The sequence below is a fragment of the Candidatus Methanarcanum hacksteinii genome, assembly GCF_964305265.1.
Lineage (GTDB): Archaea > Thermoplasmatota > Thermoplasmata > Methanomassiliicoccales > Methanomethylophilaceae > Methanarcanum > Methanarcanum hacksteinii.
Genome location: NZ_CAYATA010000003.1, coordinates 232,276 through 257,300, shown reverse-complemented (window position 1 = coordinate 257,300; position 25,025 = coordinate 232,276). Strand labels below are relative to the sequence as shown.

27 protein-coding genes are annotated in these 25,025 nt (G+C 47.4%); 15 read left to right on the top strand and 12 right to left on the bottom strand.

Going from position 1 to position 25,025, the window contains the following annotated elements:
* Positions 1-17: 17 nt before the first annotated feature.
* Genes ACI2NF_RS06085 through ACI2NF_RS06075 form a run of 3 tightly spaced genes read left to right on the top strand, consistent with a single transcriptional unit; the run spans position 18 to position 1,561 of the window.
* Positions 18-629 (top strand): class I SAM-dependent methyltransferase, encoded by a 612-nt coding sequence (locus ACI2NF_RS06085; protein ID WP_400146538.1) that lies wholly within the window; start codon positions 18-20, stop codon positions 627-629.
* Positions 630-670: 41 nt separating this feature from the next.
* Positions 671-1,024 (top strand): zinc-ribbon domain-containing protein, encoded by a 354-nt coding sequence (locus ACI2NF_RS06080; RefSeq protein ID WP_177972157.1) that lies wholly within the window; start codon positions 671-673, stop codon positions 1,022-1,024.
* A gap of 9 nt (positions 1,025-1,033) precedes the next feature.
* Positions 1,034-1,561, top strand: a complete 528-nt coding sequence (locus ACI2NF_RS06075; RefSeq protein ID WP_400146535.1) for a YkgJ family cysteine cluster protein — start codon at positions 1,034-1,036, stop codon at positions 1,559-1,561.
* On the opposite strand, the gene ACI2NF_RS06070 is transcribed toward ACI2NF_RS06075, so the two are convergent.
* Complete coding sequence (locus ACI2NF_RS06070; protein WP_400152903.1) at positions 1,550-2,332, bottom strand: alpha/beta fold hydrolase; 783 nt, start codon at positions 2,330-2,332, stop codon at positions 1,550-1,552. The two genes, ACI2NF_RS06075 and ACI2NF_RS06070, sit on opposite strands and share 12 nt — an antisense overlap.
* Before the next feature lie 195 nt (positions 2,333-2,527).
* On the opposite strand from ACI2NF_RS06070, the gene ACI2NF_RS06065 reads away from it, so the two are divergent.
* Positions 2,528-3,088: a helix-turn-helix domain-containing protein gene (locus ACI2NF_RS06065; protein ID WP_400146531.1), complete on the top strand. Its 561-nt coding sequence runs from the start codon at positions 2,528-2,530 to the stop codon at positions 3,086-3,088.
* 11 nt (positions 3,089-3,099) lie between these two features.
* Entirely contained in the window at positions 3,100-4,761 is a 1,662-nt protein-coding gene (locus ACI2NF_RS06060) for an AMP-binding protein (RefSeq protein ID WP_400146529.1), read from the top strand.
* Here the strand turns inward: ACI2NF_RS06060 and ACI2NF_RS06055 are convergent.
* The 4 genes from ACI2NF_RS06055 to ACI2NF_RS06040 form a co-directional block, all read right to left on the bottom strand.
* Positions 4,758-5,207, bottom strand: coding sequence for a hypothetical protein (locus ACI2NF_RS06055; protein ID WP_400152901.1), 450 nt, complete (start codon positions 5,205-5,207; stop codon positions 4,758-4,760). The two genes, ACI2NF_RS06060 and ACI2NF_RS06055, sit on opposite strands and share 4 nt — an antisense overlap.
* Positions 5,198-5,569 (bottom strand): hypothetical protein, encoded by a 372-nt coding sequence (locus ACI2NF_RS06050; RefSeq protein WP_400149841.1) that lies wholly within the window; start codon positions 5,567-5,569, stop codon positions 5,198-5,200. The genes ACI2NF_RS06055 and ACI2NF_RS06050 overlap by 10 nt, the downstream gene beginning before the upstream one ends.
* A gap of 89 nt (positions 5,570-5,658) precedes the next feature.
* Positions 5,659-7,560 carry a U32 family peptidase gene (locus tag ACI2NF_RS06045; RefSeq protein WP_400211225.1) on the bottom strand — a complete coding sequence of 634 codons (1,902 nt, stop codon included), beginning with the start codon at positions 7,558-7,560 and terminating at the stop codon, positions 5,659-5,661.
* 133 nt (positions 7,561-7,693) lie between these two features.
* A complete protein-coding gene (locus ACI2NF_RS06040) occupies positions 7,694-9,118 on the bottom strand; it encodes an alanine/glycine:cation symporter family protein (protein ID WP_400149845.1) in 1,425 nt (474 codons plus the stop codon).
* Positions 9,119-9,239: 121 nt separating this feature from the next.
* On the opposite strand from ACI2NF_RS06040, the gene ACI2NF_RS06035 reads away from it, so the two are divergent.
* The 8 genes from ACI2NF_RS06035 to ACI2NF_RS06000 all read left to right on the top strand — a co-directional run bounded on the left by ACI2NF_RS06035 (position 9,240) and on the right by ACI2NF_RS06000 (position 17,754).
* Positions 9,240-10,109, top strand: coding sequence for a LysR family transcriptional regulator (locus ACI2NF_RS06035; protein ID WP_400209951.1), 870 nt, complete (start codon positions 9,240-9,242; stop codon positions 10,107-10,109).
* A 64-nt stretch (positions 10,110-10,173) separates the two neighbouring features.
* Entirely contained in the window at positions 10,174-10,686 is a 513-nt protein-coding gene (locus tag ACI2NF_RS06030) for a hypothetical protein (RefSeq protein ID WP_400146518.1), read from the top strand.
* 2 nt (positions 10,687-10,688) lie between these two features.
* Positions 10,689-12,443, top strand: coding sequence for an ATPase, T2SS/T4P/T4SS family (locus tag ACI2NF_RS06025; protein WP_400151839.1), 1,755 nt, complete (start codon positions 10,689-10,691; stop codon positions 12,441-12,443).
* Positions 12,440-13,828, top strand: coding sequence for a hypothetical protein (locus tag ACI2NF_RS06020; protein ID WP_400146110.1), 1,389 nt, complete (start codon positions 12,440-12,442; stop codon positions 13,826-13,828). Before ACI2NF_RS06025 ends, ACI2NF_RS06020 begins: the two co-directional genes overlap by 4 nt.
* Positions 13,829-13,898: 70 nt before the next feature.
* The gene (locus ACI2NF_RS06015) at positions 13,899-14,405 is read left to right on the top strand and encodes a DUF2085 domain-containing protein (RefSeq protein WP_400201928.1); all 507 of its coding nucleotides are present in this window, start codon (positions 13,899-13,901) and stop codon (positions 14,403-14,405) included.
* A 10-nt stretch (positions 14,406-14,415) separates the two neighbouring features.
* Positions 14,416-15,570: a hydroxymethylglutaryl-CoA reductase (NADPH) gene (gene hmgA / locus ACI2NF_RS06010; RefSeq protein ID WP_400211224.1), complete on the top strand. Its 1,155-nt coding sequence runs from the start codon at positions 14,416-14,418 to the stop codon at positions 15,568-15,570.
* Between the two features lie 55 nt (positions 15,571-15,625).
* The gene (pheT, locus tag ACI2NF_RS06005) at positions 15,626-17,287 is read left to right on the top strand and encodes a phenylalanine--tRNA ligase subunit beta (RefSeq protein ID WP_400211223.1); all 1,662 of its coding nucleotides are present in this window, start codon (positions 15,626-15,628) and stop codon (positions 17,285-17,287) included.
* Complete coding sequence (locus tag ACI2NF_RS06000; RefSeq protein WP_400149856.1) at positions 17,287-17,754, top strand: peroxiredoxin; 468 nt, start codon at positions 17,287-17,289, stop codon at positions 17,752-17,754. Before pheT ends, ACI2NF_RS06000 begins: the two co-directional genes overlap by 1 nt.
* Here ACI2NF_RS06000 and ACI2NF_RS05995 read toward each other — a convergent pair.
* From ACI2NF_RS05995 to ACI2NF_RS05970, 6 genes are all read right to left on the bottom strand, one after another.
* Positions 17,735-18,403 carry a hypothetical protein gene (locus tag ACI2NF_RS05995; RefSeq protein ID WP_400146119.1) on the bottom strand — a complete coding sequence of 223 codons (669 nt, stop codon included), beginning with the start codon at positions 18,401-18,403 and terminating at the stop codon, positions 17,735-17,737. The two genes, ACI2NF_RS06000 and ACI2NF_RS05995, sit on opposite strands and share 20 nt — an antisense overlap.
* Positions 18,403-19,350: an inosine/xanthosine triphosphatase gene (yjjX, locus tag ACI2NF_RS05990; protein WP_400146121.1), complete on the bottom strand. Its 948-nt coding sequence runs from the start codon at positions 19,348-19,350 to the stop codon at positions 18,403-18,405. Before yjjX ends, ACI2NF_RS05995 begins: the two co-directional genes overlap by 1 nt.
* Positions 19,347-19,553 (bottom strand): DUF2116 family Zn-ribbon domain-containing protein, encoded by a 207-nt coding sequence (locus ACI2NF_RS05985; RefSeq protein WP_400211222.1) that lies wholly within the window; start codon positions 19,551-19,553, stop codon positions 19,347-19,349. Before ACI2NF_RS05985 ends, yjjX begins: the two co-directional genes overlap by 4 nt.
* A gap of 2 nt (positions 19,554-19,555) precedes the next feature.
* Complete coding sequence (trmY, locus tag ACI2NF_RS05980; protein WP_400146125.1) at positions 19,556-20,161, bottom strand: tRNA (pseudouridine(54)-N(1))-methyltransferase TrmY; 606 nt, start codon at positions 20,159-20,161, stop codon at positions 19,556-19,558.
* 2 nt (positions 20,162-20,163) lie between these two features.
* Entirely contained in the window at positions 20,164-21,525 is a 1,362-nt protein-coding gene (locus ACI2NF_RS05975; protein WP_400211221.1) for a signal recognition particle protein Srp54, read from the bottom strand.
* Positions 21,526-21,784: 259 nt separating this feature from the next.
* Positions 21,785-22,753 (bottom strand): coiled-coil protein, encoded by a 969-nt coding sequence (locus ACI2NF_RS05970; protein ID WP_400146128.1) that lies wholly within the window; start codon positions 22,751-22,753, stop codon positions 21,785-21,787.
* A 290-nt stretch (positions 22,754-23,043) separates the two neighbouring features.
* On the opposite strand from ACI2NF_RS05970, the gene purB reads away from it, so the two are divergent.
* Together purB and ACI2NF_RS05960 are read left to right on the top strand one after the other, a co-directional pair.
* Complete coding sequence (gene purB, locus ACI2NF_RS05965) at positions 23,044-24,408, top strand: adenylosuccinate lyase (RefSeq protein ID WP_400146130.1); 1,365 nt, start codon at positions 23,044-23,046, stop codon at positions 24,406-24,408.
* Entirely contained in the window at positions 24,405-24,596 is a 192-nt protein-coding gene (locus tag ACI2NF_RS05960; RefSeq protein ID WP_400146132.1) for a hypothetical protein, read from the top strand. Before purB ends, ACI2NF_RS05960 begins: the two co-directional genes overlap by 4 nt.
* Here ACI2NF_RS05960 and ACI2NF_RS05955 read toward each other — a convergent pair whose 3' ends face one another.
* Positions 24,597-25,004: a pyridoxamine 5'-phosphate oxidase family protein gene (locus ACI2NF_RS05955; protein WP_400146134.1), complete on the bottom strand. Its 408-nt coding sequence runs from the start codon at positions 25,002-25,004 to the stop codon at positions 24,597-24,599.
* Positions 25,005-25,025: the final 21 nt, after the last annotated feature.

Here is a 25,025-nt window from a genome sequence, read left to right as displayed (position 1 = left end):
GTAATCGATCGTACATCATGGATCAGATGTCCGCTTGGGAATCATTCTATCGCAACAATAATCGTCCGTGGAGAGGGGTATCGAAGGTAGATGATCTTCCGTTCCCTGAAGGTTCACATGTTCTTGAACTAGGTTGTGGGAACGGGAAGACGGCGATAGCATTGACCGAGATGGGATTGAAGGTCACTGGGGTGGATTTCTCCAAGAGTGCGATAGATATGTGCTCTGACATCAAAGGAGATGTCGAATTCATCTGTTCTAGGGTGGATTCGCTTCCATGTTCCGATGATTCATTCGATGGTGCATTGGCCTTCCATGTCTTAGAGCATCTGGATGACAAGGAGCTCAAGGATGCCGTTTCCGAATTGAGAAGAGTTGTCAAAGGCGGAGGACACATACTGATCAAGGTGTTCTCCCGTAATGACATGCGTTCTGAGAAGGGGGAGTCCATAGATGAGGGTACATTCGTGAGAGGAAATGGGATAAGATACCATTACTATACAGAGGAGGAACTGATCGATGCATTCAGTCCTATGGGGTGTGCTTCCATCCTGACAGTGGACGAGACCACAAGATTCGGGACCATGCGCAGCAGGATATTCGCCGATTTTCTGAATCCGATCGATTGACCATGGAATCTATTTAATCCGATGATTGTGTTAAGGCGGATATGAAATGTCCTAAATGCGGTCATGATAACGCAGACGGCGATATATTCTGCTCAGAATGTGATTGGCAACTGAATAAGGCCTACAAGCCTGAGACAAAGGTGCAGAAAGTTGTCGTTACAACATACGTTGGTCTTGTTTTCGGTGTAGCGGCCCTCATAGTCGCTCTCATGGATTTCGGTATTTTCGGAGCGGTGTTCGGTGCGATAGGTATGATTGCGAGCAGTTATTCGATGACACTCGTCAGGGTATCCGATGTCCAAGAGGACAAGAAGAAGATCATGATCGGAGCGACAGCATTGTCCTTGGTCGCATCCGTCATCGGTTTCATCATCGGATTCACAGGAATATTCTGATGTGGTACGATGGCAATATATCGTGACAGATACATCCTGGATGGTCTGGATGAGATACCTCCAGATATGCTCAGGGACCTCGATATCGCCTATGATCTTTGTCAGACATTGAAGGACACATCCCCCTGTGAGATGTGCGGGAAGTGTTGCCATCAACCCTTCATCACAGTCCGTGACGAGGAGGTCGAGAGTGTCGCTCAGGTGGCAGGGACTGATGCAGTATCATTCATGTTCCAGTATCTGACACGCGATAACGAGGAAGGTAAGTGGTTATTCAGACATACGAACCCATGCGCATTCCTCGATGACGATAACAGGTGCAGGATATGGAAGGGAAGACCGGAGATATGCAACGAGTTCCCTTACATGGTCTCGATGTTCATGAGCAGGGTCTATTTATCGATAGTAAACGAAGGTCACGATATACTTCCGGACCTTGAATACATGGATGACACTTGGCCTTGTACAAAGATAATCAAGGAAAGGATCCCCGGGTTGATAGAGGAAGCGAGGATCAAGAGAAGATCAATGCTTTGAATTCTCTCCCAGGAATCTTCTGAATTCGTCAGCATAGAGCGATGGGTGTATCACATGCCCCACATCTGGTATGCGATATACTCTGCACCCTTTTATGTCGGATGCTACCTCATCCCCCAACTTCGGTTCCACCATTATGTCACTCAGACCGTGGATGGAGAGCGTAGGGACCTTGATCACACCGAGTCTTCCGCGAAGGTCATATCTATCCAAACAATACATCTGCTGGCGCAATCTCTCAGGCGTGGTCGTGTTTATCGTTTTGACCTTCTGACCCTTCTCACGTTTCGAATTGAAGTAATCCTCCGTGAAACTGAATGCATTGACCATCGCGTATATGTATTCCACTTTGGTGCCGTTAACTCCGGCATCGATCATGGTATTCATCATGTAACTCGATCTTGCGGGGCAGCGCTTGAATGCGGATACGAGTGTCAATGATTGCAGTCTCTCCTGATGTTGAATGGCGAATTCCATGGCGACCTGACTTCCCATGGACCACCCGAGCATGTGGACCTTGTAGATGTCGAGATGGTCAAGGAGTGCTCTCACATCATCCACATATGTCTGACAATCCACATCGCCGGTGTATTCTGTCTGACCAGAACCTCTGTGCTCGAATACTATCACTTTATATCCGTCAGAGAGACTTGGTATCAAGGAATGGAAGAAATTGATGTCTCCTCCGAATCCTGTGAGAAGGATGACAGGTTCACCTTCTCCAGACATTTCGTAATGGATCCTTGCTCCGTTAACATCAGCGAAGGGCATGTACTGTGGATTTTCACATGATTATTAAACGTTACCAATCCACAAGGGATCCTATCGTCGATACATGGGCTTGTGAACAAGGGACATCATACCACCTCTATGATCCGATAGTACTTTGATATCATGCGATTTCTGCAGATATCGCCGTCAATTTTATTTACTTATCCATTATGGGTACATGTGAGGTTAGTACTAATGGCTGACATGAACAAAGTCGGAAAGAGAGTGAAGAAGTACAGAGAGCATCTTGGCTTGACCCAAGAGCAACTTGCGGTCAACTCTTCATTGGACCTAACCTTCATCAAGGACGTCGAGGATGGAATCGTCTATCCTCCGATAGGTTCTATGATAAAATTATCACGTGCACTTGGCCAAAGGCTGGGGACGTTCATGGACGACCAGTATGTCGCGGATCCGATCATCGTGAGATATTCGGAGAGGAAGGAGGAGACCGCCAACTCCAGGGATGGAGCGAAAGGACACTACCACTATTATCCGCTTGGTAAAGGTAAGTCCGATAGGCATATGGAGCCTCTTTTCATAAGGATAGAAGAGGATGAGGAGAAGGCCATGTCCACCCACGAGGGAGAGGAATTCATGGTCGTCGTCCACGGAAAGATCATCGTGAGATACGGGAAGGAGGAATACATCCTCGAAAGGGGCGACAGCGTGTACTACAATTCTGTCGTCAGCCACTTCATCGGTGCCATCGATGGTCCTGCAGAGATACTTGCTGTCCTGTACAGCCCTATGTGACGGTGTTTCATATGGTCTGCATCCCTAGGAAGAATCCTACCAGTGATGAGAGGCTGGGGGATCTGTTGGACAAGTGCATAAGAGAGCATCCGGATAACGATGCGATCGTTTATGTCGACAGGGATCTCCGCTATTCTTGGAAAGAATGGGGAGAGGAAGTCGATCGTGTGGCCAAAGGACTCATGGCCATGGGTGTGAAGAAAGGGGAGAAGGTTGCCGTATGGGCTACTAACGTCCCTGATTGGGTGACGCTCATGTTCGCTACCGCAAGGATAGGTGCTATCCTGTTGACGATCAACACCAACTATCAGGCTGCTGAATTGGATTATGTCCTCAAGCAATCTGACATGGAGAATCTTTTCCTCATCAATGGTGTGAGGGACACGGATTACGTCGATACCGTTTACAAGCTCATACCTGAATTGAAGGAGCAACCGAGGGACGGATTCCACTCAGAGAGATATCCTCACCTCAAAAGGGTCGTTTTCCTTGGTCCTGAGAAGTACCGCGGGATGTTTTCGATGTCCGAGGTGAAATCCAAGGCTGTGGAGATATCCGATGACGAATACTCCGTGATGAAGGACGCTGTCGACGTGCATGATGTGACGATGATGCAGTACACATCAGGGACGACAGGATTCCCTAAAGGTGTCATGCTCACCCATTTCAATATCGCGAATGACGGATATTGGCTCGGAGCGAACATGAACTATGGTTCAGATGATCGTCTTACGCTGAATGTTCCGCTGTTCCATTGTTTCGGTTGTGTGCTTGGTGTAATGGCATGCGTCAACCATTGTGTAACGATGGTGTTCTGCGAGACATTCAATCCGATAGATGTCATGACGTCCATAGAGGAGGAGAAATGTACCGCAGTGTATGGTGTACCTACGATGTTCATCTCCATGCTCAATCATAAACTGTTCAACAAATTCGATTTCTCATCACTCAGAACAGGCATCATGGCCGGTTCACCCTGTCCGATCAAAGCGATGGAGGAGGTCGTTGACAAGATGAACATGAAGGAGATCACCATCGTGTATGGTCTGACAGAGGCATCTCCTGGTATGACGCAGACCCGTTATGATGAACCTTCGATCGAGAAGAAATGTTCGTCCGTAGGTAAGAGATTGCCTGGCGTGGATGTCGTGATCCTCGATCCCGAGACGAATGAACCATGTCCTGACGGTACCGTCGGTGAGTTCTGTTGTAAGGGATTCAACGTGATGAAGGGATACTACAAGATGCCCGAGGAGACCGCCAAGGTCATTGACAAGAACGGATACCTCCATTCAGGCGATCTCGGATACAGGGATTCCGAGGGATACTTCTACGTCACAGGAAGGATAAAGGATATGATCATCCGCGGCGGGGAGAATATCTATCCGAAGGAAGTGGAGGATTTCCTCTATCGTTGTCCAGGTATCAAGGACGTTCAGGTCGTCGGTGTGCCTAGCAAGAAATATGGTGAACAGCCGGGAGCATTCATCATCAGAGAGGATGGTTCCAACATCGATGAGCAGGATGTGCTCGAATTCTGTAAGGGTCAGATCGCATGGTACAAGACTCCGAAGTACATAGCGTTCGTCAATGAATTCCCTATGAATGCAGCAGGGAAGATCTTGAAGTACAAGATGAGGGACCAGGCTCACGAGTTGTGGCCGGATGCCTAATACAGTCTGATACGCACATCCATGTGCATCGATCCTACAACTGGTTGGGAGCATGAATATTCGGAGGAGATGTCCCCTCCCGCATGTCTTTCCACAATCATCTCATCTCCCTTGAAGGTCATGCTGATGTCATAACCATAGATATCAGGGACGAGATCGTCCATAACTCTCTTTATGAACGATCTCATCTCTTCTTTATGTCCAGAATTCATATTGGCAGCGATCAGTGTGCTGACAGGGAGGACCTGTGTGTCCTCGGTATCGAATAATGTGGATGAATCCAATTTCATGCTGAAAAGATCATCGCATACCGTCTTTGCGTTCGGTCCATCATGAACATTATCGGGCATTATGTTCGCGAACATGGTCACGGACACCGCCGAAAGTAGGATGATGAAGATCATCGCATCGATCATCGCAATGCTTCCCTTACGATTCAATACCATTGCGTCACCTTATAGGATGCAAGTACGATCGAACCGTCATCACAACTCAATCTCAATGTCCCGTTCTTCACCCTGTTGTTCTCGCTATCCGTGATGCCGCATTGATACCTCTTTTCATCATTGAACAACGGCCCTATCAATCTCACATCGACATTGATTCCAAGAAGGCCATATTTCTCACAAGATAGTTCCATCTGGTCCTGTATGTCCCCTGTGATCTTGTTATCGACAACGGTGAATCTCAGATATGATGTGTCTATCATCACATCATCGTTGAATGTCGGGAGTTCATTGTAGGCGATCAAGCTGATGAACGATGTCATTGCGATGGTGACGATCATCATAGCCACCATAGCTTCCATGAATCCTCCTAGGCCTTTCCTGTCGGTGATCACACTGATGTGATCGGACGGTTCGCTGTTATAGGACAGATATTACAGTTAACAGTTAATCAGACGCCACGGAGATAGTGTCCTGTGTTTACGGTCCCGCCACAGAGTTTCTTGATCTCCTCATTGTATTGGAAGTCCCTGTCCTTGAACGCTTTACAGACAAGGGTGGCAAGTTCTACAGGACGTTTCCTCAGGTCGATACCGAATGAATCCACTCCAGATCTCTCAAGGTCATCGAGATAGTTGATGAGCATGAGGTCGGAAGAGTTCAATATGTGCGTGAATCCGAATCTGTCCCTGTACACAGGGAAGACATATCCCTTGTCATCCTTTATCGTACCATTCTTGAGATGCGGGTCCCTTGTTATCATGAGTTCGAGACGGCCGAATACCATGACCTCGACCTTCCCGTCATATCTTGATATGACATCCTTAATCTCCGCTTTGGAAAGTTCTACCGATAATGTGGTCTGATGAAGATCATTGGGGAAGAACGAGTTGAACATGTTGATGAAGTAGCTTCCGTATACTCTATGTCCCTTGGCGGCTTCGACCTGACCTATATTGTGGGCCATGATCGGTATATCCTTATCCTCAGGAATGTCTTCCTTGTAAGAGAATCTGGGGAGGTACATCACACATTCCACTCCTGTTCCTTTGCATCTTGCGAATGCTTCATCGAAATCCTTACCATCGTAGTATATGCGGTCAGCGTAAGGCATAACGATGTCCAATATCTTCAGAGTGGAGACGTAGAATGATAGTTTGGACGGATTCTTCGCACGTTCAATCTTCGGTGCGGATACCTTCACTTTAGAGCGTTTCGTGTCACCGGTGAGCTTAGGGGGCCTTCCGATGAGATTCTTCACCTCATCTATGCGCGGATCGTAGGTCCTGTAGAGATCATATGATCCATCCTGCAGTTTGAACGGGGATGTGACATCCGTGCCTGAAGTGAGTATCTTGAATCCGCCGATCTTCATATCTCCGTCGAACAGCGATATCCCGTCGCCTGTATGGAGGTCAGTATCCTTGATGGAGAATGTTCTGTTCTTCACTTTGACCTTCTTTATGAACAATCCTCTGTTGTCAGGGTATGTCACTTGGACCAAAGATGATACTCCATCCAAGTATCCGTGACAGTATCCTCTGTTGAACACGGTCTTCAGCAATCCCGTGGTCTTCTCAAGTTCCGGATTCTCAGGATCCTTGTATGCGAGTGAATATGCGCGTGATGCGAGATATGCATACGCCTCACTCCTCATCCTTCCTTCTATCTTCACTGATGATACGCCGATCTCATCCAATTTCTTCAGATAATCTATGCAATACATGTCCGCATTGCTGAGGATGTATCCGTTCCTGTCCTCGGATTCATATTTCTTCCTGCATGGTTGGGCACATTCGCCACGGTTACCGCTCCTTCCTCCGACGATGGATGAGAAGAGACATCCTCCTGATTGACAGTAGCACATCGCACCTTGTACGAACACTTCCGTCTCGATAGGCGAGTCCTTTATGACATCTGCTATCTCGTCGAAGGTGAGTTCTCTTGCCAGGATGACCCTGTCCATGCCGTTATCGGCGCACCATTGAAGGCCTGCTCTGGAGTGTACTGCCATCTGCGTGGAGGCATGTTTCTTGATAGGGATGTCCTTTATCGCTTTCAAGAGACCGATGTCCTGTATGATGACCGCATCTGCACCTATGTCCTTCAGAAATTGGACGAATTGTACTGCTTCCTCCATCTCTGAATTCTTGATCAGTGTGTTGACGGTCACATTCACCTTAACGCCGTGTTCGTGCGCATACTTTATCGCACCTTCGAGTTCTTGATCCGTGAAATTGCTAGCGAATGCTCTAGCACCGAAACTCTTTCCTGCTAAATACACTGCATCGCATCCGCCCTTTATGGCGGCCACTAGACCTTCCGGGGAACCTGCTGGTGCTAAAATCTCCATGTGGCGTCCATCGTGTTATTATTTATATAGTAATCGAGGACGGAGCAGATGTGTGTAATATGATGATCAGAATAGGATCGGCGTCATACCGATCGGAAAAAGGTTGTGACAGGGGTTTCCCCCTGTCTTTCCATCATTCCCATTCGGTGACGCCTTCATTATTGCTGAGGACGTCCCTATGGAATTCAGGTTCTTCGATACCGTTCTTCTTCTGATCGCAGTAGTCCTTGTAGGCCTCGTAGACCTTCTTGCTCAATAGAGCAACGGCGATCATGTTGACGGCACCCATCGCGGCCATGAATGTGTCGCAGACGATTTCCATGAGGTCTGCACCCAATACACATGAGATGAACGCTACGGCGATGATGAGGACACGGATCGCAAAGACGACCTTCTTGTCATCTTTGATGAAACGGATGTTGGACTCACTCATCGTGTAGTATCCGATAAGACTCGTGAATGCGAACACCATCATGAATCCGGCGATTATGTATTTTGCAGCTTCACCGAACGGTGTGGATGCTACGACTGCCTGTACGAGCTGTGATTTCGTAAGGCCGAGTGCCATGATGGATTCATAGCTGCCGTATGAGAGGATGACCAATGCTGTGATCGTACAGACGATGAGTGTGTCGACAAGGACACCGAAGGATTGGATCATTCCCTGTTTCACAGGGTGTTTCGTATCAGCTGTCGATGCGATGTTGGCGACGGAACCGAGACCGGCCTCGTTGGAGAAGACACCTCTCCTGAGTCCGCTCATGATGACGGTACCTAATGCACCTCCGATCAAGGATGGCGCGCTGAATGCGTCGACGAAGATCATGGATATCGCATTGCCGAGGTTGCCGATGTTGAAGCATATTGCAACGATTGCGAAGATGATCCAGATCAATGCCATGATGGGGACGATCTTTGATGAGAACTTACCGATCTTCTTCAATCCACCGAAGATGATGGCTGCTGCTGCGACGGCGATGATAGCACCATAGATGACCTCAGCATGATCGAATGAATATGCACCGACGAGTGCACTTGATGCGTTACTTGCCTGTACACCAACGAATCCGATACCGAATGTTATGACGGTAAGGAATGCGAGGAGGACTCCCAATTTTCTGTTCTTGAGACCTTTTGTTGCATAGTATGCAGGTCCTCCGTGGAAGTTACCATCGGATTTCTTCTCTTTGTATATCTGAGCCAATGTGGATTCCATGAAACTGCTTCCGGAACCAATGATGGCGAAGATCCACATCCAGAATACTGCACCAGGCCCTCCCAATACGATTGCTGATGCGACTCCCGCGATGTTACCTACGCCTATACGGGCGCCAAGTCCTATGCAGAAGGCTTCGAAAGATGTGATCTTATGTGTGCGTTTACCCTCACTCGATCCCGATAGAGCTAGACTTGATGTCTCCTTCAATTTTAGAATCTGAAGGAACTTGATCTTATATGTGAAGAAAAGTCCTAGCCCGACAAGGAATACGAATGCTACATACCAGACCCAATCGTTGACTGGAGTCAAGGCTTCTATGATATCTTCGGTACTACTCATCTGTATCACTAAATAACCCACATTCGTGACGCGGATTGATACGCCATAAATGAGTAAACCCTATATATATTGAAAATTGAAATATTACTAATTTTAATATAAGAAAATCTAATGTATGTTGGTGAAGAGGTATATCGCATTACAACGTGTTTTGTCGTACAGCAGTTTCACGAAAGCGGCAAGATCGTTGGGATGTACGCAATCATCGATCAGTCAATCGATCTCATCGTTGGAGGATGAGCTGAACATCGTATTGCTGAGGCGTTCAAGGAACGGTATCGAATTGACGCCTGAGGGGAAAGAGATCTATCCGTTCATCGACAGGATGATCAGACATTATGTCGCTGTCGTAGAACAGGCCGAGGAGGTCAACCATCTTGTCAGAGGATCGATAACGATAGGCACATTGGCAAGCGTTACATGCCATTGGATGCCTGAACTGATCCAAGGATTCCAAAGGATGTATCCGAACGTCAAATTCTCGTTCAAACAGGGCGATTACACATCAATAGAGGAATGGATCAAGAACGGTGATGTGGATTTCGGATTCCTTGCTAAATCCGCAGTATCGGACATACACACGGAGGAGCTCAAGGAGGGGAAGATGGTTGCGATACTGCCGTCGAACCATAGACTATCCGGCAGGGATGTCATCAGACTGAGGGATATCTCCAATGATCCGTTCATACTTCTGGAGACGGGTTCGTACAGCGAGGTGTTGGAAGCATTCTCCGATGAAGGTCTGGAACCGAACATCAAATTCAGGATACATGATGACTACACCATCATGAGGATGGTGGAATTGGGGATGGCCGTCAGTATCTTAGCGGAATTGGTACTGATCGATACACACCACGATGTGAGGATAAAGGATCTGGACCCGCCTTTGTACAGGACCATATCATTGGGTTATACGGACATGGATTCCATGTCAGCCGCAAGCCGGAGATTCATAGAGTACATCAAAGAGAACATACAAGGGTTGCCGTGACCTGTTTGTTAATTGTTAACTTTAGTATCTCGCAGATATATCTGGACAGTCGGAATCCCACCATATGATATCATTGAAGGATGTGTTCAAACGGAAGGATTCACGTGACATCATCGATCCGTGCGATAACATCATAGATTGCAGGGAGTGCGATTCCAAGCCGAACATATCATCTTCGCTATGTTTGAGATGTTGCTCGGACAGACTCTCGGATAGGGATGCCGATGATATCATATTCCGTTCCTCTGTGGATATACAGTTTAGGGGAGAATCTGCGCACATCATACGCAGATTGATCACAACAATACCGAATTCCTGTAACACGTTATCAGTCGGAAAGAAAGGATGTCTCGAATGTCCGTTATCAAAGGGCGTTGTGATCGATACGATATGGGCCAACCTCTCCGTCGAAGGTATAGATTCATTGATGGCATCCATAGATGATGTGACGGTCGATTGCGAATCATATGATCAATGCAAAGGAGCAGTGACATCGTCATTGAAGGTCTTGCGTGACGATCTCTCATCATTGATGGAAGAGATGTCCTTCGTTGCCAATAGAATCGTTGGGGTCTAATCATGCCACGCATCGTCAAGACAACCATCTCGCCTGATAGCGGAAGGATAGCGGATTCCAATGGCGTACCGATATCCGATGACGATCCCGATGTCGTCAAACAAGGCGATGACATTTCATTCAAAAGAAAAACGATCGAGGAGATCCTTTCGAACATCGATAGAAGATATCGCATGATCAAACCACCGTATGCGGATACATGGTCCATAGGGGACAACAAGGATATCGCGGTTCTTGAGAAATATAGGACGAACCACTCAAGGATCATCATCGGTGATGCGGATGATGGCGAGATAGAATACAACATAATGCCGAATGAATACACTTATTCGCTATCTTTATCGGATCTTGTGAACGATACGATATCCTATGTCAGGGATGAGTATCGGAAGGATGGCGGTCGTTTCAACACGAATGACGTGAGGAGATCTGCCGAAGAATTCCTGATCAAGAACCGTGACATCATCGATGATGCGATATCGGGCGGATGTTCTTTCGAATACGCGATCAGGGAATTGTGTGATGTTGTTGTGAGGTATACGATAGGACTTGGCATCTTTGAACTGTTGTTGGAGGATCCAAGATTGGAGGATATATACATCGACGCACCTTGCGATAAGAATCGCATCTACGTAACATTGGATAACGTGAGCGGATACAATACGCACATGAGGTGCAGGACCAATCTCATCGCCAGTGAGAGGGAGATAAGGAATCTGATCAACACTCTGATGCGCGATAGTGGATTGCCATATTGCGAATCGTCTCCTGTGATGGAGACGAACATGTGCAACAATCAGGCCAGGGCGACCATCGTAGGATATCCGATGAGTCCGAACGGGGATTCGGTAGCCATAAGGAAGCATTCGACCACTCCATGGACATTGACCAAATTGATAGGTAATGGTACGATAGATGAGCATGATGCCGGTTTGATATCATTCCTTGTCGACAACCGCTGTACATTCCTCGTTTGCGGTGCAAGGGGCGCAGGGAAGAGTTCTCTCCTGTCAGCGATGTTGTTCGAGATGCCAATAGAACAGCGCATATTGACGATAGAAGACACATTGGAATTACCAGGTGATGTGATGCGTTCGATGGGTTACAAGGTCCAATCCATGCTGATAGACGAGAGGATGAACAGCGATGTCAGCAAGAGGGCGGATGAGGCATTGAGGGTCTCGCTGAGATTGGGTGAATCCGCAATAATTCTGGGCGAGGTCAGAGGAGATGAGGCCAGAACGTTGTATCAGAGCATGAGGGCTGGTCGTGCAGGCAGTTCGATAATGGGTACGATACACGGAGATTCTGCGAAAGGCGTGTATGAACGCGTGGTGCATGATATCGGCATACCCGCAGAATCATTCATGGCAACGGATTTCCTCATCGTGATGGGGACGAGGAGGGAGAGAGGTACAAACAGACAGACGAGGAAGATAGTCGAATTCGTATCCACTTCGGACACGATCGGCGAATTCATATCCGTCGACAAAGGGATGTACAGATCACCGGCGATGAGACGTATCATGGAATCGACATCCATGGCGAAGGGTGACGTCGAACAGGAGATAAAGTCTAGAGCAAAGATGAGGGGATTGTTATCGAAACTAGCGATCGAAGTCAATGACGGATACAGCAATCCGGAATGGATCATTCTTGCGAACGATCACCTTTCCAGATGCATATCATCTGGTATCACAGATTCCGATGATGTCCTGGAGTCATTCAAGAAGAAGCTCGGAGTGAATGATCAATGATCAATCCTTACAAACTGATGAACGAGGCACCGACGGTCATAGGGATGATGTCCGTGGTCCTGTCATCAGGAGGTTCCTTTGAGATGGCCGTCAGGGACGTATCCGAGAACGGCCCCGTTCTTATGAGAACATTATTCAATGACATCACAATGGATGCCGATTGTAGAGAAGAGCCATACATAAAGGAGAATATCAATCGTATGCTTGTCACACTGCCTGCGGAAGCAGCTCCCTTCAGAAGATCCATGAGCCTTATGATGGCAGCATCCGAATCATTGGATCTCAATGAGAGAAGATCGATGATGAGGGATGCGGAATCGATAGTCCTGAAAGGATTGAAGGAGATCGGCGACGCATACAGCTCAAGCCTCAGCAGCCCTTGTACGTTGATCTTCGGTCTCGGCATAATGCTGCCGATGATCCTGATATCGATACTTCCGATGTTGAATCTCGGAGGTCAATTCGCTGTCAAAGCACTGGATTCCAATGTTATCACAATGGTGATCCTGGTGTTCATACCCGCGGTCGTAGCTTCAATGATAGTATTCATGAGAAGGAAGAACCCGTTCATAATCAGCGAGTCATCCATGTCGGACATAACATATCTCTTGCCGATGCTCTTGACGATACCGTTGTTCATGATCTTCGAAAGGAATGGCGTCGAAAGGGCAGATTCCATCGCATATTCCTGTGTAGTATCCGGTGTGTTATCATCAATGGTGATGATGAGAAAGATCAATTCTGAATCTAAGAGACGTAGGGATGAGGCATTGCTCATGGATGCGATGTTCGAATTGGGAAATAGACTATCCATGGGAGATAATTTCGATATCGCGCTGATATCATCATTCTCAGCTAGAAAGGATATGGCGCATATCACTGAGAAGATGAAGAGGGAACTCGTTCTATGCAGAGGGGATGTCGCATCGGCGATAAGGACAGTATTGAATCCGATATCGAGATTCATGTCCGATTCGTATTGCGACGTGTTCAACGCATCCAATAAGGATATCCGCGATGCAGGTAGACTTGCAACATCGATAGCTCATCAGTTGCAGGATCAGGATTCCGTGAGGAAGGATATAGGCAATAGGCTGAAGAGCATGCTGGATATGATGACAGGCACCGCATCGGTATTCGCACCGTTGATCCTTGCGATGAGTGTCGTGATGCTTGGCCCTATATCAGAGATTGTAGGAGAAGTCTTCTTCGATGACATCTCCACGGTGTTATCCATCTATCTGATGGAACTCACAGCGTTGATCGCAGTACTATCATCGAATCTCACCTGTGAGAGCGGGATCGTAAATATGGAGATGAGGTTCACAACAATGGCATCCATATCGTTGGCAGTATTCATGTTATGTTCAAGGATCAGTCTGTAACAGAGCAAGTAAGGGTTCCGCAACACATATGATTTCCAATGACAATCATATCTATCGTCGGGTTCCTATCATGCGGTTACAATGGAGAGAGATACTATTGATTTTGGCGACATTAGCATTGATGTTGCTCATAATTACACCATTCATCAATCTATATGGTCGTTTTACCTCATTGGATGGCACGGTAGGGGCAATAGATCATCCAGAATTATGGTTGAACAGCGATCCGCTCACAATGATCACATATTTTTTTGGCGACATATTCTGCCCACAGATCATGTCAAGATCCTTCATCCTGAACGGATCTCAGATGGCATTCTGCATAAGAGATGTATCAGTTCTCATCGGAATCGTCGCAGGATTGGTGTTCTCATACACCGAGTTCTCCAAAATGATAGGATTCAGGAAATCTATACTGATGATATCATATGCATTCATCATATTGATGATCGATTGGGCCATACAGCATACCATGGGTGTGGATGTAGCCATATCTAGGATATTGACAGGTACGTTCTTCGGTTTCGCACTCATGTGCGTGTTGTCGTCGTACGAGAATTTAATACGCAGAATGTGATGGTGAGGCCATGGCCGTGCAGGATGGATTGAAGAATAGAGGATACGAACGCAAGGATGTCGATGAGAGATTCAAAGCCGTTGAGGAACTCACAGGCGAAAGATTGACAGAATTGACTGATTATACATTCGATCCTTCTATCGCATCCAAGAACATCGAGAATATGATCGGTGTGACGCAGATCCCTCTCGGATTCGCCGGACCTGTACAGATCAATGGTGATCTGGCACAAGGTTCGTTCATCATCCCGCTTGCAACGACGGAAGGGGCATTGGTGGCTTCTGTATCCAGAGGTATGTCGGTCATAACCGCTTCAGGTGGTTCACGCGTAAGAGTATTCGAGGATGCGATGACAAGGGCACCGATCCTCCGCGTGGACGGGATAGACCATTCCGTGAAAGTGATCGAATGGATATCCAAGCACACGAAGGAGATAGACGAGGTCGTATCATCCACTACGAATCATGGTCAGTTGATGGATATAGAGGCATTCCCCAACGGAAGGAATCTCCATCTGAGGATATCGTTCCGCACAGGCGATGCCATGGGGATGAACATGGCGACGATAGCATCCGAGGCCATATGCAGACTCATATCCAAGGAGACAGGCGCTGTCACCGTTTCCGTTTCAGGCAATATGTGCACCGATAAGAAACCTGCATCGATCAATCTCATCCGCGGACGCGGTAAGCACGTGATAGCCGAATGCAGGGTCCCGAAGGATATCGTTGAGAAGAAGCTGCATTCGACGACACAGGCCATAGTCGAACTCAATACTAGGAAGAATCTCGTGGGAAGTGCGATGGCAGGTTCGATGGGATTCAACGCCCATGCCGCCAATATGGTGGCCGCATTGTACATAGCTACAGGTCAGGATCCAGCACATGTCGTCGAGGGAAGTCTTTGTATGACCACATGCGAGGATGTCGATGGTGATCTATACATCGCTGTAAGGTTGCCTGCGGTGGAGATTGGTACAGTTGGTGGAGGCACTAGGTTGCCGTCACAACAGGCCGCCCTCAGGATGATAGGCTGTCTTGGCGATGAGAAGGCAAGGAAATTCGGAGAGATCGTCGCAGTTACTGTTCTTGCTGGAGAGCTATCCACATTGGGTGCACAGGCAGCAGGTCAATTGGCAGAGGCACATAAGCAACTCGGTCATTGAACCATCGTCAGATTCCAATCGATAATATTTATATCGCGCACGCATACGCGCACGTATGCCTGTAATCAACTTCGATTATCACGACCTATGTTCGATGCTCGGTGAGGAAGTACCGAGAAAGACGCTCCTTGAGAGGATACCCATGATCGGTGCGGATATGCACGATACAGAGGGTGAGGTGGACGAGATGTCCGTTGAATTCTTCCCAGATAGGCCGGACCTCTATTCGGTGGAGGGTCTTGCAAGGGGCATGAGGGCATTCCTCGATATCGAACCGGGTATGACAGAGTATGATGTCGATGACAGCGACATAGACGTGTTCGTCGATGACAGTGTGAAGGATGTCAGGCCATACTTCCGCTGTGCGGTCGTCCTCGGAGTGGAGGTCGATGACACACTCCTCAAATCGATCATGGAGATGCAAGAGAAACTGCATATCACGATCGGAAGGAAGAGATCGAAGATCGCCATAGGCATACATGATCTTGACAAGGTCGAACCGCCCTTCACTTACAAAGCGATCGACCCTCATGAGATAAAATTCGTACCTCTTGCCAAAGAGGAGGAGTGGGATCTCGATGAAATACTCCAGAAACATGAGAAAGGTGTCGCATACGCACATCTTCTGAAGGGATATGACAAGTACCCGATAATCCTGGATGCTAAAGGTAACGTACTCTCGTTCCCTCCTATAATCAACGGTGCGCTTACGACCGTGACAACGGAGACAAGGAATCTCTTCATAGACGTCACAGGCAACGATCTGAAGACGGTCGAGGGTGCATTGAATATAATTTCCACTGCGATGGCGGAGCGTGGCGGAAGGATCGTATCCGTCAACATGCATGATGACGGCAAGGAATTCGTATCGCCTGATCTCTCATCGTCAAGTTGGAAGTTCTCCAAATCAGATTGTAACAAATTCCTCGGAATACCGCTTTCGGACGAGGATATGGTGCATTCATTGAACAAGATGGGGCTCGATGCTCTCATCGATGATGATATCGTGCATGTTGAGGTGCCGTCCACAAGGATGGACATAATGCACACTGTCGATCTCTATGAGGATGTCGCCACGGGATATGGATTCGAGAGATACGGACAATCATCACACATGGTCACGCAGACCGCAGGTAAGTTGTCGGATGTTACTGCGTTCTCAGAGAGGCTCCGTGATGTGATCATCGGATTGGGATTCACCGAGGTCGTAACACTCACATTGAGCAACGAGAAGGATGAGTTCACCAATGCAGGTCTTCCTGAACAGGATGTCGTTACTGTCATGAATCCGATCACCGAGGACCACACATGCCTCAGGCATTCATTGTTCCCAAGCCTCATGAGATTGTTCAGGCGTAACAAGCGTCGCGATCTTCCACAGAGGATCTTCGAAATAAGCGATGTCATCGTCGATGCTGTCAAACAGCGTAATCTTTGTCTTGCAGAGATGAATTCTAAGGTCTCGTTCACCGAGATCAAATCGTATTCAGAGTCTGTATTGAGAGAGATCGGTGTTGATTATGAGTTGAAAGCATCGGAATATGATGTATTCATAGATGGAAGAGGTGCAGAGGTGATAATCGACGGAAGTTCGGTAGGATACTTCGGAGAGGTATCTCCTCAGGTCGTCATAGATTTCGATATCAATCATCCTGTGATGATGTTCGAACTCGATCTTCAGCCGTTCATAGAGAGATTGGGCGGAGGGTTGTTCTGATGTTGGATGTGGGCGATTCCTTCCCACACTTCATCCTTCCCGATGAGAATGGGGAGATATTCGATTCGAAATACCTGGAAGGGATAAGGTATATTGTGTACTTCTATCCGAAGGATAACACATCAGGATGTACGAAAGAGGCTCAGACATTCAATGAGGTTTATACAAAACTGATGATAAGGAATGTACCTGTTATCGGTATCAGCAAGGATAGTCCGGAATCTCACCGTAAATTCATCGCCAAGAACGATCTCAAATTCAAATTGCTATCTGATTCAGACCATACTCTGATGGAACAGGTCGGTGCATGGGGTAAGAAGATGATGTATGGGAAAGAGGTGGAAGGTACCATCCGTTCCACATTCATCATCGGCAAGGACGGTAAAGTAGAGGCCTGTTGGTATAAGGTCAAAGTGGATGGACATGCCGATACGGTCTATTCTACGGTCAAGTCCTTGATGCAGTGAAAGGTCTGCTTATAACAGTACCTTTCCTGTCATCGTTCCTTTCAGGCATGTCAAAGGATGATGCCTTAACGGTAGCTATGATGGGAAATCTGCCATATCTCTTGAACATTGGTATGTTTCCGCTGTTGGATCCTTCCACAGACAGGATATCATTGACGATTGAGATATCACTGCAATCGAGTTCGACATCTTTCTTCAATATCGAACCGGTCAGTTTTGCAACCTCGTTCCCTTTTTCTGTCGCAGATAATATGATGCACATAGGATTGATCCTCGTCGCTATGTCGGAGAGTGCATCTGCATAGAGTTTTGGATCATAATCCTCCAGATCCTTGGATCTTATGTGGTAGATTGTATCTACTCCGTATGAGAACAACACATTATACAAAGGTTTGATATCAGCAGGTCCGGTGATCATGGCGAATATCCTGTCGTTGGATATCGACCTGAGTTTCCCTATCAGTTTTATGACAGCATCATCTATCTTCGAATCGACGGTCTCTGCCCAGATCAATGAACCTAATCCTGTATCCTGATTCAGGTCATATCTCGACAACATACCTGGTGGCAATCTATCGTCATCGGATTGACAGCTCCCACCGGAACAACTGCCTGAGGAACAGTTTCCGCCACTGCATCTGTCAGACATCATTCATCCCATATCCTGGGAAGCATGGCGTTGAGCACTGATTGTTCTGTCAGCTCTCTTCTGTCAAGGAGACCTTTGCTCAATATGCCGATCGCACCTTGCTCTCTGCCGATATCATTCTCTGCATATGTCGCACCCATGGCTTCGCCAACGGTCTTCCCGTTGCGGACGAGTTCTGCGATCTTATCGGGATATCTGAATCCTGAACCCATGCCGATCGTTATCTTCCCGGTGTCATCGATGATAGCACAGTGTTGAATATCATATAACCCATCATATCTCTCAAAGACGCCTGCTTCGATCCCCACAGCCATCTTGTGATTGCCGAGAGCATCTTTGGCCCTGTTGATAGCACCTTTTACAGTCTCATCTTCGAACGGTTGTTCGGATACGCCACTCTTCGAATCGACAGGGAAGATCCTTACGCTGCCGTAGATCTTCTCCATGACAATCCTTACAGCCTCGACCTTGACAGGATTCAGGGAACCGACCGCGATATCGATCGCATCCATGGAACCATCACGTGAACAGACACCATTCATGATATCGGATGATGATATCTTGCTGCCATCATCCTTCTCGATCGATCTTACGACTGAGAGTTTCAAAGGTTCATCGGAGAAGGTGGATCTCCATTCGATGACCTTCTTCCCATTCTTCAAGCTCTCATCGGATACCACTAGTACGTCGACATCGGCCATGATGTCCTCCGGGCCGTACATGTCGTCGATACAGAAGATGTCCGCTTCCTTATTATTTGCTTTGAGATATTCCCTGACGGCCTTCTCTCTTATGTAATATGGATTGACCCTTGTGCGTGTCTCCGATGCCATCCTGTCGGATGTTATCCCTATGCACACATCTTTGGAAAGAGAGAATGCCCTCTTGAGCAATGCTATGTGTCCTTCGTGAAGGACATTGAACGTTCCTGCTACTGCGACGATCATAATCTTCCGATGACTATGGCAATGACCATGACACCTACTGCGGCCAACCATATCAGCAGAAGTTTGTTCTTACTCTTGGTGAGCTCTTCTCTTTTAGTGTCCTTGCATTTATCGGAGCAATACCTTCCATTGCCGTCGATGAATGCCTTGCCACAATAGATGCAGTGTTTGTGCTGGGGTATCCTCTCGGTAGGTTCTGCCATATTCATCCCTCCATTCTTGTCACTCTGCGATCCATCTCATTAAGAACGATGGTCATGCAGTGGTTCGCATGATAGCTTACAGGTCCGAGGTTGATCTTATCATATGGATATTCCGACATGATCCTCTCCTCCTCTTTGGTGGGGTCCCTGTCATCTCCGAGAATGTAACATGGTTCCTCAGGGAATTCGTATTCCCTGACATCCTCGCCATCCTCTCTGAGGTAGATGAATCTACATTTGTCTGAGAGGTCCTTCATGACATCTTCGAATGACCTTCTTGATATGTATACTCCTGGTGATGACCTTATCTCATTCTTACCGTCGAGTTTCTTGAGAAGTGCATTCCTTATGAGTGACGCTGTGCTCCTCTCATCGGGATTGAGGTATTTCATATCAGGCCCATAGAATCTTACAGTCTTGGGCGCATCCGTTCCGCCTTCAAGCACGAGGTAGATCTCTGAATCCTTTCTCAGGTCGTGGCTGAGGAAGAATGCGGAGTTGACGCACCTTACAAGGATATCTAATCTTCCGGCTCCGCCACAGATATCATCCAGTTTGAAATCGCCTGTTGTGTATGCACGGTGTCCGAGAACGATGAATCTGTTCACGTTCATTCCTCGCTGAGTTCGTTCTCGAGCTCTGAGAGATCGGACATGCCCATCTGTTTCATCATCTGTTTTCTCATCTTACGGTTGCTCATGACACCTTTGATGGCCTTCTTCGATGTGTTATATTGTTTCAGAAGCTCTCTGACATCCTGGATGGATGTTCCTGATCCCTTGGCTATCCTTTGTACGCGGGATGCCTTGATCATCGAAGGATCCTCTTTCTCATCATTGGTCATGGAGTCCATGATGTATCTGTACTTCTGGAGTTTCGCCTGTGTGGCCTCATAATCCATCTTGTCTTCGAACTTGGACATACCGGGGATGAGTGACATGACCTTCTGCAAAGGCCCCATCTTGCTCATAGCCTTCAGTTGTTGATACATGTCGTTGAGTGTGAATTTACCGGACATGATGTTCTTTCCGGCATCCATCACATCCTGATCTTCTCCGATCTCTGTCTTTGCGATATCGATCAAAGCGGTTATGTCGCCCATTCCCAATAGACGGGAGATGAATTTGTTGGCGTTGAACGGCTCAAGGTCACGGATGTGCTCTCCTGTACCGAGACAAACGATCCTAGCATGTGTCTTCGATACTGCACTTAACGCACCTCCTCCTTTCGCGGTACCATCCATCTTGGTGAGTATGACGCCTGTGACGCCTACTGCATTATGGAATGCATCTGCCTGAGGTCCAGCCTGTTGTCCTACCTGCGAATCGAGAACGAGGAACCTCTCATCGGGTTTTGCGACAGCAGAGATGTCCTTGAGCTCTTGGATGAGATCATCCTCTAGAGCGTGACGTCCCGACGTATCGATGATGATGACCTTCTTCTCTTTGAATTTGGCCATACCGTTCTTCACGATCTTTGCAGCGTCACTTTCTCCAGGTTCTCCGTATACCTCTACGCCGATCTTCTCTCCCAATTGTTTGAGCTGATCCAATGCGGCAGGCCTGTAGACATCGGCACCGATAAGTCCGACTGTGAAACCTTTCTTATTGAATATGTTGGCGAGTTTGCCTGTCGTGGTGGTCTTACCTTGACCGTAGAGACCGACCATCATTATGGTCTGAGGTGCGATCTTGAGTCCTTCGCCGTTATCGACGAGATTGACAAGCTCCTCGTAGATGATGTTGATGACATGGTCCTTAGGTGTCCTGTTGGTGGCTGGTTTCTCTTCGAGTGCTCTCTTCTCGATCTTCTTCGTGAGTTCCAATACGAGTTGGACGTTGACATCCGCTTGGAGTAATGCACGCTGAAGATCTTTTACAACATCCTTGATGAGCGCCTCATCGATAGAGGTAGCACCTGTGATACGGTTAATTGCACCTCTGAGAGATTTTCCCAATCCATCTAAGACCATTGGTAACCTTGACTGTCTTATTTATTATAAAGATTATTACTTTTGAATCAATTTTTAAGTCCAAAAGAACAGAAGTTCATAGGAAAAGGTTAGCCAGTCAGAAGGGATGGGATGCACTCTACAAAGCTAACCTTTTTCCCACAATTCCACATTACTCTCGGGCGTATATAAAACTTGTGCGAAAATTAGTGAAAAATATTGAATTTTGTGACAAAATCGTTTATTTACCCACGGTCTCCCGTGGGTAAATGATTCGAGATCAGAGGTATCCTGATTTCTGAAGGGCCATAAGGTCCTCGGTGCTGAGCTTCTCACCATTCTTGAATCTAGCGAAGATGTCATCAGCTGCCTTCTTGGACTCTGCATCGGTCTTCTTCTTACGAACGGACTTCTGCTTGTTCTTGATGGCTGCGACTGCACCGTCTGTCTCGTGGAACGTCTTGATCTGCTCGATGTGCTTCTTGTGCTCTTCATCTGCTGCTTTCTTGCACTCGATGAATTTAGCCTGAGCCTCATCTGCCTGTTTCCTGAGTGTGTCTGCCTGCTCGTAGAGTGCGATCATCTTATCGTGCTCTTCCTGGGCTTTCTCTGCATACTCGGAAACGAGTTTGTGACATTTCTCTGCTTCAGATTTTGCTTCCTTGAGTTCGCTGTATTTCTCGTGAAGGTCGCCAGACTGGTCCTGCGTCTTCTTAATCTCTGTGATCTTCTGGTCGAGCTCTCTAAGCCTCTTGACGATTGCCTCTTCTTCTTTCTTCTTGAGGGTCTCTGTCTGTTGCTTGTTCTCAAGGTCGGAGAATTCCTTCATCAGCTGTTTGATCGAGGGTGCGTCCTTGTCGTGTGCTGGCATCTCTTTCTTGATCGCATGGAACTCTTCGGTGAGTTTTGAGACCTTCTGGTTCGCCTCATCCCTCAAAGCTTTTGACTCCCTTACCTTCTGGTTAAGTGAATCACGCTCTTCCCTGTGTTTGCCTGCTTCTTCAACAAGCTCACGGACCTGTGCGTTCAATGCATCTCTCTTTGCAACCCACTCTTTGGTCTGTTTGTTCAGATCATCTCTGAGGCGTTTGTGTTCCTCAGCGTCAGCGTTGATTGCACTTCTCTTCTTTTCCAGTTCTGCCAAATTAGCAGGGTCCTGCTGAACCTCTTCTACAGGGGTCTCAACTGTTTCTGCTACGACTTCCTCGGATCCATCAGTCTGTTGAATTTGTTCCTCCAAATCTGTCATAATAAATCACTCATATGTTCTGGGCTTGCACCGTGTCAGAGTCACGGCCTACTCAATAAAGCGCATACGGGTATGAGATATAAAGCTTTCCTGTATGGTAATAATATGAATATTGCGCATAAGCATCATTGACGTTGAGTTCTTTTCCAGAGAAAACATGATCTCTCATCCACTTCTAACTGTGCCAGCATGATTTATTTTCCAAATCGTAATCATTTGCTTTCAATATGACAGGCTAGGATTCTCCACATACCCCTTAAATAAAATAACGCGATGGCTTGCTCGATAGTATGAGCAACCTTTGTCCACTTGACTATAGATACGGCAGGAAGGAAATGAAGGAAATCTGGTATGAGGAGAGCCGTCTCCAATATCAGATGGATGTCGAATCCGCGTTGGCGAGAGCACACGCATCATTGGGTACGATAACCAAAGAGGATGCGGAAGAGATCACACGTGTCGCTAACCTCTCCGTTACGAAGATCGAGAGGGTCAAGGAGATAGAGTCCGAAACAAGGCATGATGTCATGGCCATGGTCAAAGCGATGACCGAACAATGCAAGGGGGATGCAGGTAAATTCGTTCATTACGGTTCAACCTCCAATGACATCGTGGATACGGCCACTGCGTTGCAGATAAAGGCGTCAATAGAGCTCATACAAAAGGATGTGGACTCATTCATCATCACACTTGCGAAGCTTTCTAAGCAGGAACGTGACACGATAGAGGTCGGAAGGACACATGCTCAGTTCGCTATACCTATCACATTCGGATTCAAGATCGCCGGATATGTGGCGGAGATGCTCAGGCACAGGGAAAGATTGGAACAGATGAAATCTAGGGCATGCGCTGGAAAGATGGCGGGTGCTGTCGGTACCGGTGCCGCATTGGGCAAGAATTTCTTCAAGATACAGGAAACGGTCATGTCCGATCTCGGATTGACATACGAGCCTGCCGCAACTCAGGTCGTGGGAAGGGACAGATACACAGAATTGGTCTGTTTATTGGCGAATATCGCTACATCACTCGAAAGATACGGGACTGAGGTCAGGAATCTCCAGAGGTCGGAGATATCCGAGGCAGCGGAACCGTTCGATAGGAAGAAACAGGTCGGAAGCTCCACCATGGCCCAGAAACGCAACCCGATGATGTCCGAGAACGTCTGTGGTCTCGCAAGGATAGTGAGGTCCATGGTCACGCCGATGTTCGAATCACAGGTCCTTTGGCATGAGAGGGATCTTTCGAATTCAAGTGCAGAGAGGTTCATCCTCCCGCATACATTCACATTGCTCGATGAGATGTTCAAGAAGATGGAGATCGTCTTCGGCGGACTCGAGGTCCACAGGGACAGGATGGTCCAGAACATCGAATCATCTCATGGATTGATCATGGCTGAATCTTTGATGATGAAGATGACCGAGAAAGGTGTCGGAAGACAAGATGCACATGAGATCGTTCGTTCCTCATCCATGATCGCTGAAGATGAGGGAAGACAGCTCAGGGATGTTCTTCTTGAAAGGGAGGATCTCAAGACCATGATGTCCGAGGAGGACATCAGATCAGCGATGGACCCTAACAATTATACCGGTGGTGCCAAGGAGATCGTCGATAAGATGGTCGCTGAGGTGGAAGAGAAACTCAAGGTGAGAATTTGAAGCTCTCAGAGTCGAAGAAAAGGAGATTGAAGACCGGATTGTTCATCGGCGTGTTGCTCGGTGTTCTGATGACCGTCGGCGTGTACGTCATGACCGACAAGAATCCCGCTTCATTCGCATTGTTGCCGATCTTCGTGATAATGAGTGGTCTGCAGGCCATCACAGGACCTGCAGACGATGATGAGTGATCAATCGGCGAGAAGGTCACCGGCACCTGGTCCGGGCTTCACCTGATAGATCTCTTTGAATTTGAGCTTGACAAGTCCCTTTGCTGGAAGGTCAGGTCTCTTTTGATGCATCATATCGCGTGCCTTCTCATAATCGACACCCTCATTCTCAACAACGGCATCACATTTGATCTGCCATGACATATCGCCTTCGGGAGTCCAAACGCAGAATGATGCTTTCGGGTTCTCTTTGAGGTTCGAAAGTGTTTTCTTCATGAAATTGTCGACGATCCAAAGGTTCTCATCATCTTGGAGGAACATAGCACCCATCGGTACGACATTCGGTATCCCAGATTTGGATGATGTCGCTAAGTAGATTATCTTCATTTTCTGGAATTCAGACTTGATATTGTCATCAATCTTCGTCATTGTATCACTTGTTGATTTGAT

Coding starts and splice junctions, on each gene's coding strand:
- ACI2NF_RS06085 (WP_400146538.1), top strand. CDS start 18: ATGGATCAGATGTCCGCTTGGGAATCATTCTATCGCAACAATAATCGT.
- ACI2NF_RS06080 (WP_177972157.1), top strand. CDS start 671: ATGAAATGTCCTAAATGCGGTCATGATAACGCAGACGGCGATATATTC.
- ACI2NF_RS06075 (WP_400146535.1), top strand. CDS start 1,034: ATGGCAATATATCGTGACAGATACATCCTGGATGGTCTGGATGAGATA.
- ACI2NF_RS06070 (WP_400152903.1), bottom strand. CDS start 2,332: ATGCCCTTCGCTGATGTTAACGGAGCAAGGATCCATTACGAAATGTCT.
- ACI2NF_RS06065 (WP_400146531.1), top strand. CDS start 2,528: ATGGCTGACATGAACAAAGTCGGAAAGAGAGTGAAGAAGTACAGAGAG.
- ACI2NF_RS06060 (WP_400146529.1), top strand. CDS start 3,100: ATGGTCTGCATCCCTAGGAAGAATCCTACCAGTGATGAGAGGCTGGGG.
- ACI2NF_RS06055 (WP_400152901.1), bottom strand. CDS start 5,207: ATGGTATTGAATCGTAAGGGAAGCATTGCGATGATCGATGCGATGATC.
- ACI2NF_RS06050 (WP_400149841.1), bottom strand. CDS start 5,569: ATGGAAGCTATGGTGGCTATGATGATCGTCACCATCGCAATGACATCG.
- ACI2NF_RS06045 (WP_400211225.1), bottom strand. CDS start 7,560: ATGGAGATTTTAGCACCAGCAGGTTCCCCGGAAGGTCTAGTGGCCGCC.
- ACI2NF_RS06040 (WP_400149845.1), bottom strand. CDS start 9,118: ATGAGTAGTACCGAAGATATCATAGAAGCCTTGACTCCAGTCAACGAT.
- ACI2NF_RS06030 (WP_400146518.1), top strand. CDS start 10,174: ATGATATCATTGAAGGATGTGTTCAAACGGAAGGATTCACGTGACATC.
- ACI2NF_RS06025 (WP_400151839.1), top strand. CDS start 10,689: ATGCCACGCATCGTCAAGACAACCATCTCGCCTGATAGCGGAAGGATA.
- ACI2NF_RS06020 (WP_400146110.1), top strand. CDS start 12,440: ATGATCAATCCTTACAAACTGATGAACGAGGCACCGACGGTCATAGGG.
- ACI2NF_RS06015 (WP_400201928.1), top strand. CDS start 13,899: ATGCGGTTACAATGGAGAGAGATACTATTGATTTTGGCGACATTAGCA.
- hmgA (WP_400211224.1), top strand. CDS start 14,416: ATGGCCGTGCAGGATGGATTGAAGAATAGAGGATACGAACGCAAGGAT.
- pheT (WP_400211223.1), top strand. CDS start 15,626: ATGCCTGTAATCAACTTCGATTATCACGACCTATGTTCGATGCTCGGT.
- ACI2NF_RS06000 (WP_400149856.1), top strand. CDS start 17,287: ATGTTGGATGTGGGCGATTCCTTCCCACACTTCATCCTTCCCGATGAG.
- ACI2NF_RS05995 (WP_400146119.1), bottom strand. CDS start 18,403: ATGTCTGACAGATGCAGTGGCGGAAACTGTTCCTCAGGCAGTTGTTCC.
- yjjX (WP_400146121.1), bottom strand. CDS start 19,350: ATGATCGTCGCAGTAGCAGGAACGTTCAATGTCCTTCACGAAGGACAC.
- ACI2NF_RS05985 (WP_400211222.1), bottom strand. CDS start 19,553: ATGGCAGAACCTACCGAGAGGATACCCCAGCACAAACACTGCATCTAT.
- ACI2NF_RS05975 (WP_400211221.1), bottom strand. CDS start 21,525: ATGGTCTTAGATGGATTGGGAAAATCTCTCAGAGGTGCAATTAACCGT.
- ACI2NF_RS05970 (WP_400146128.1), bottom strand. CDS start 22,753: ATGACAGATTTGGAGGAACAAATTCAACAGACTGATGGATCCGAGGAA.
- purB (WP_400146130.1), top strand. CDS start 23,044: ATGAGCAACCTTTGTCCACTTGACTATAGATACGGCAGGAAGGAAATG.
- ACI2NF_RS05955 (WP_400146134.1), bottom strand. CDS start 25,004: ATGACGAAGATTGATGACAATATCAAGTCTGAATTCCAGAAAATGAAG.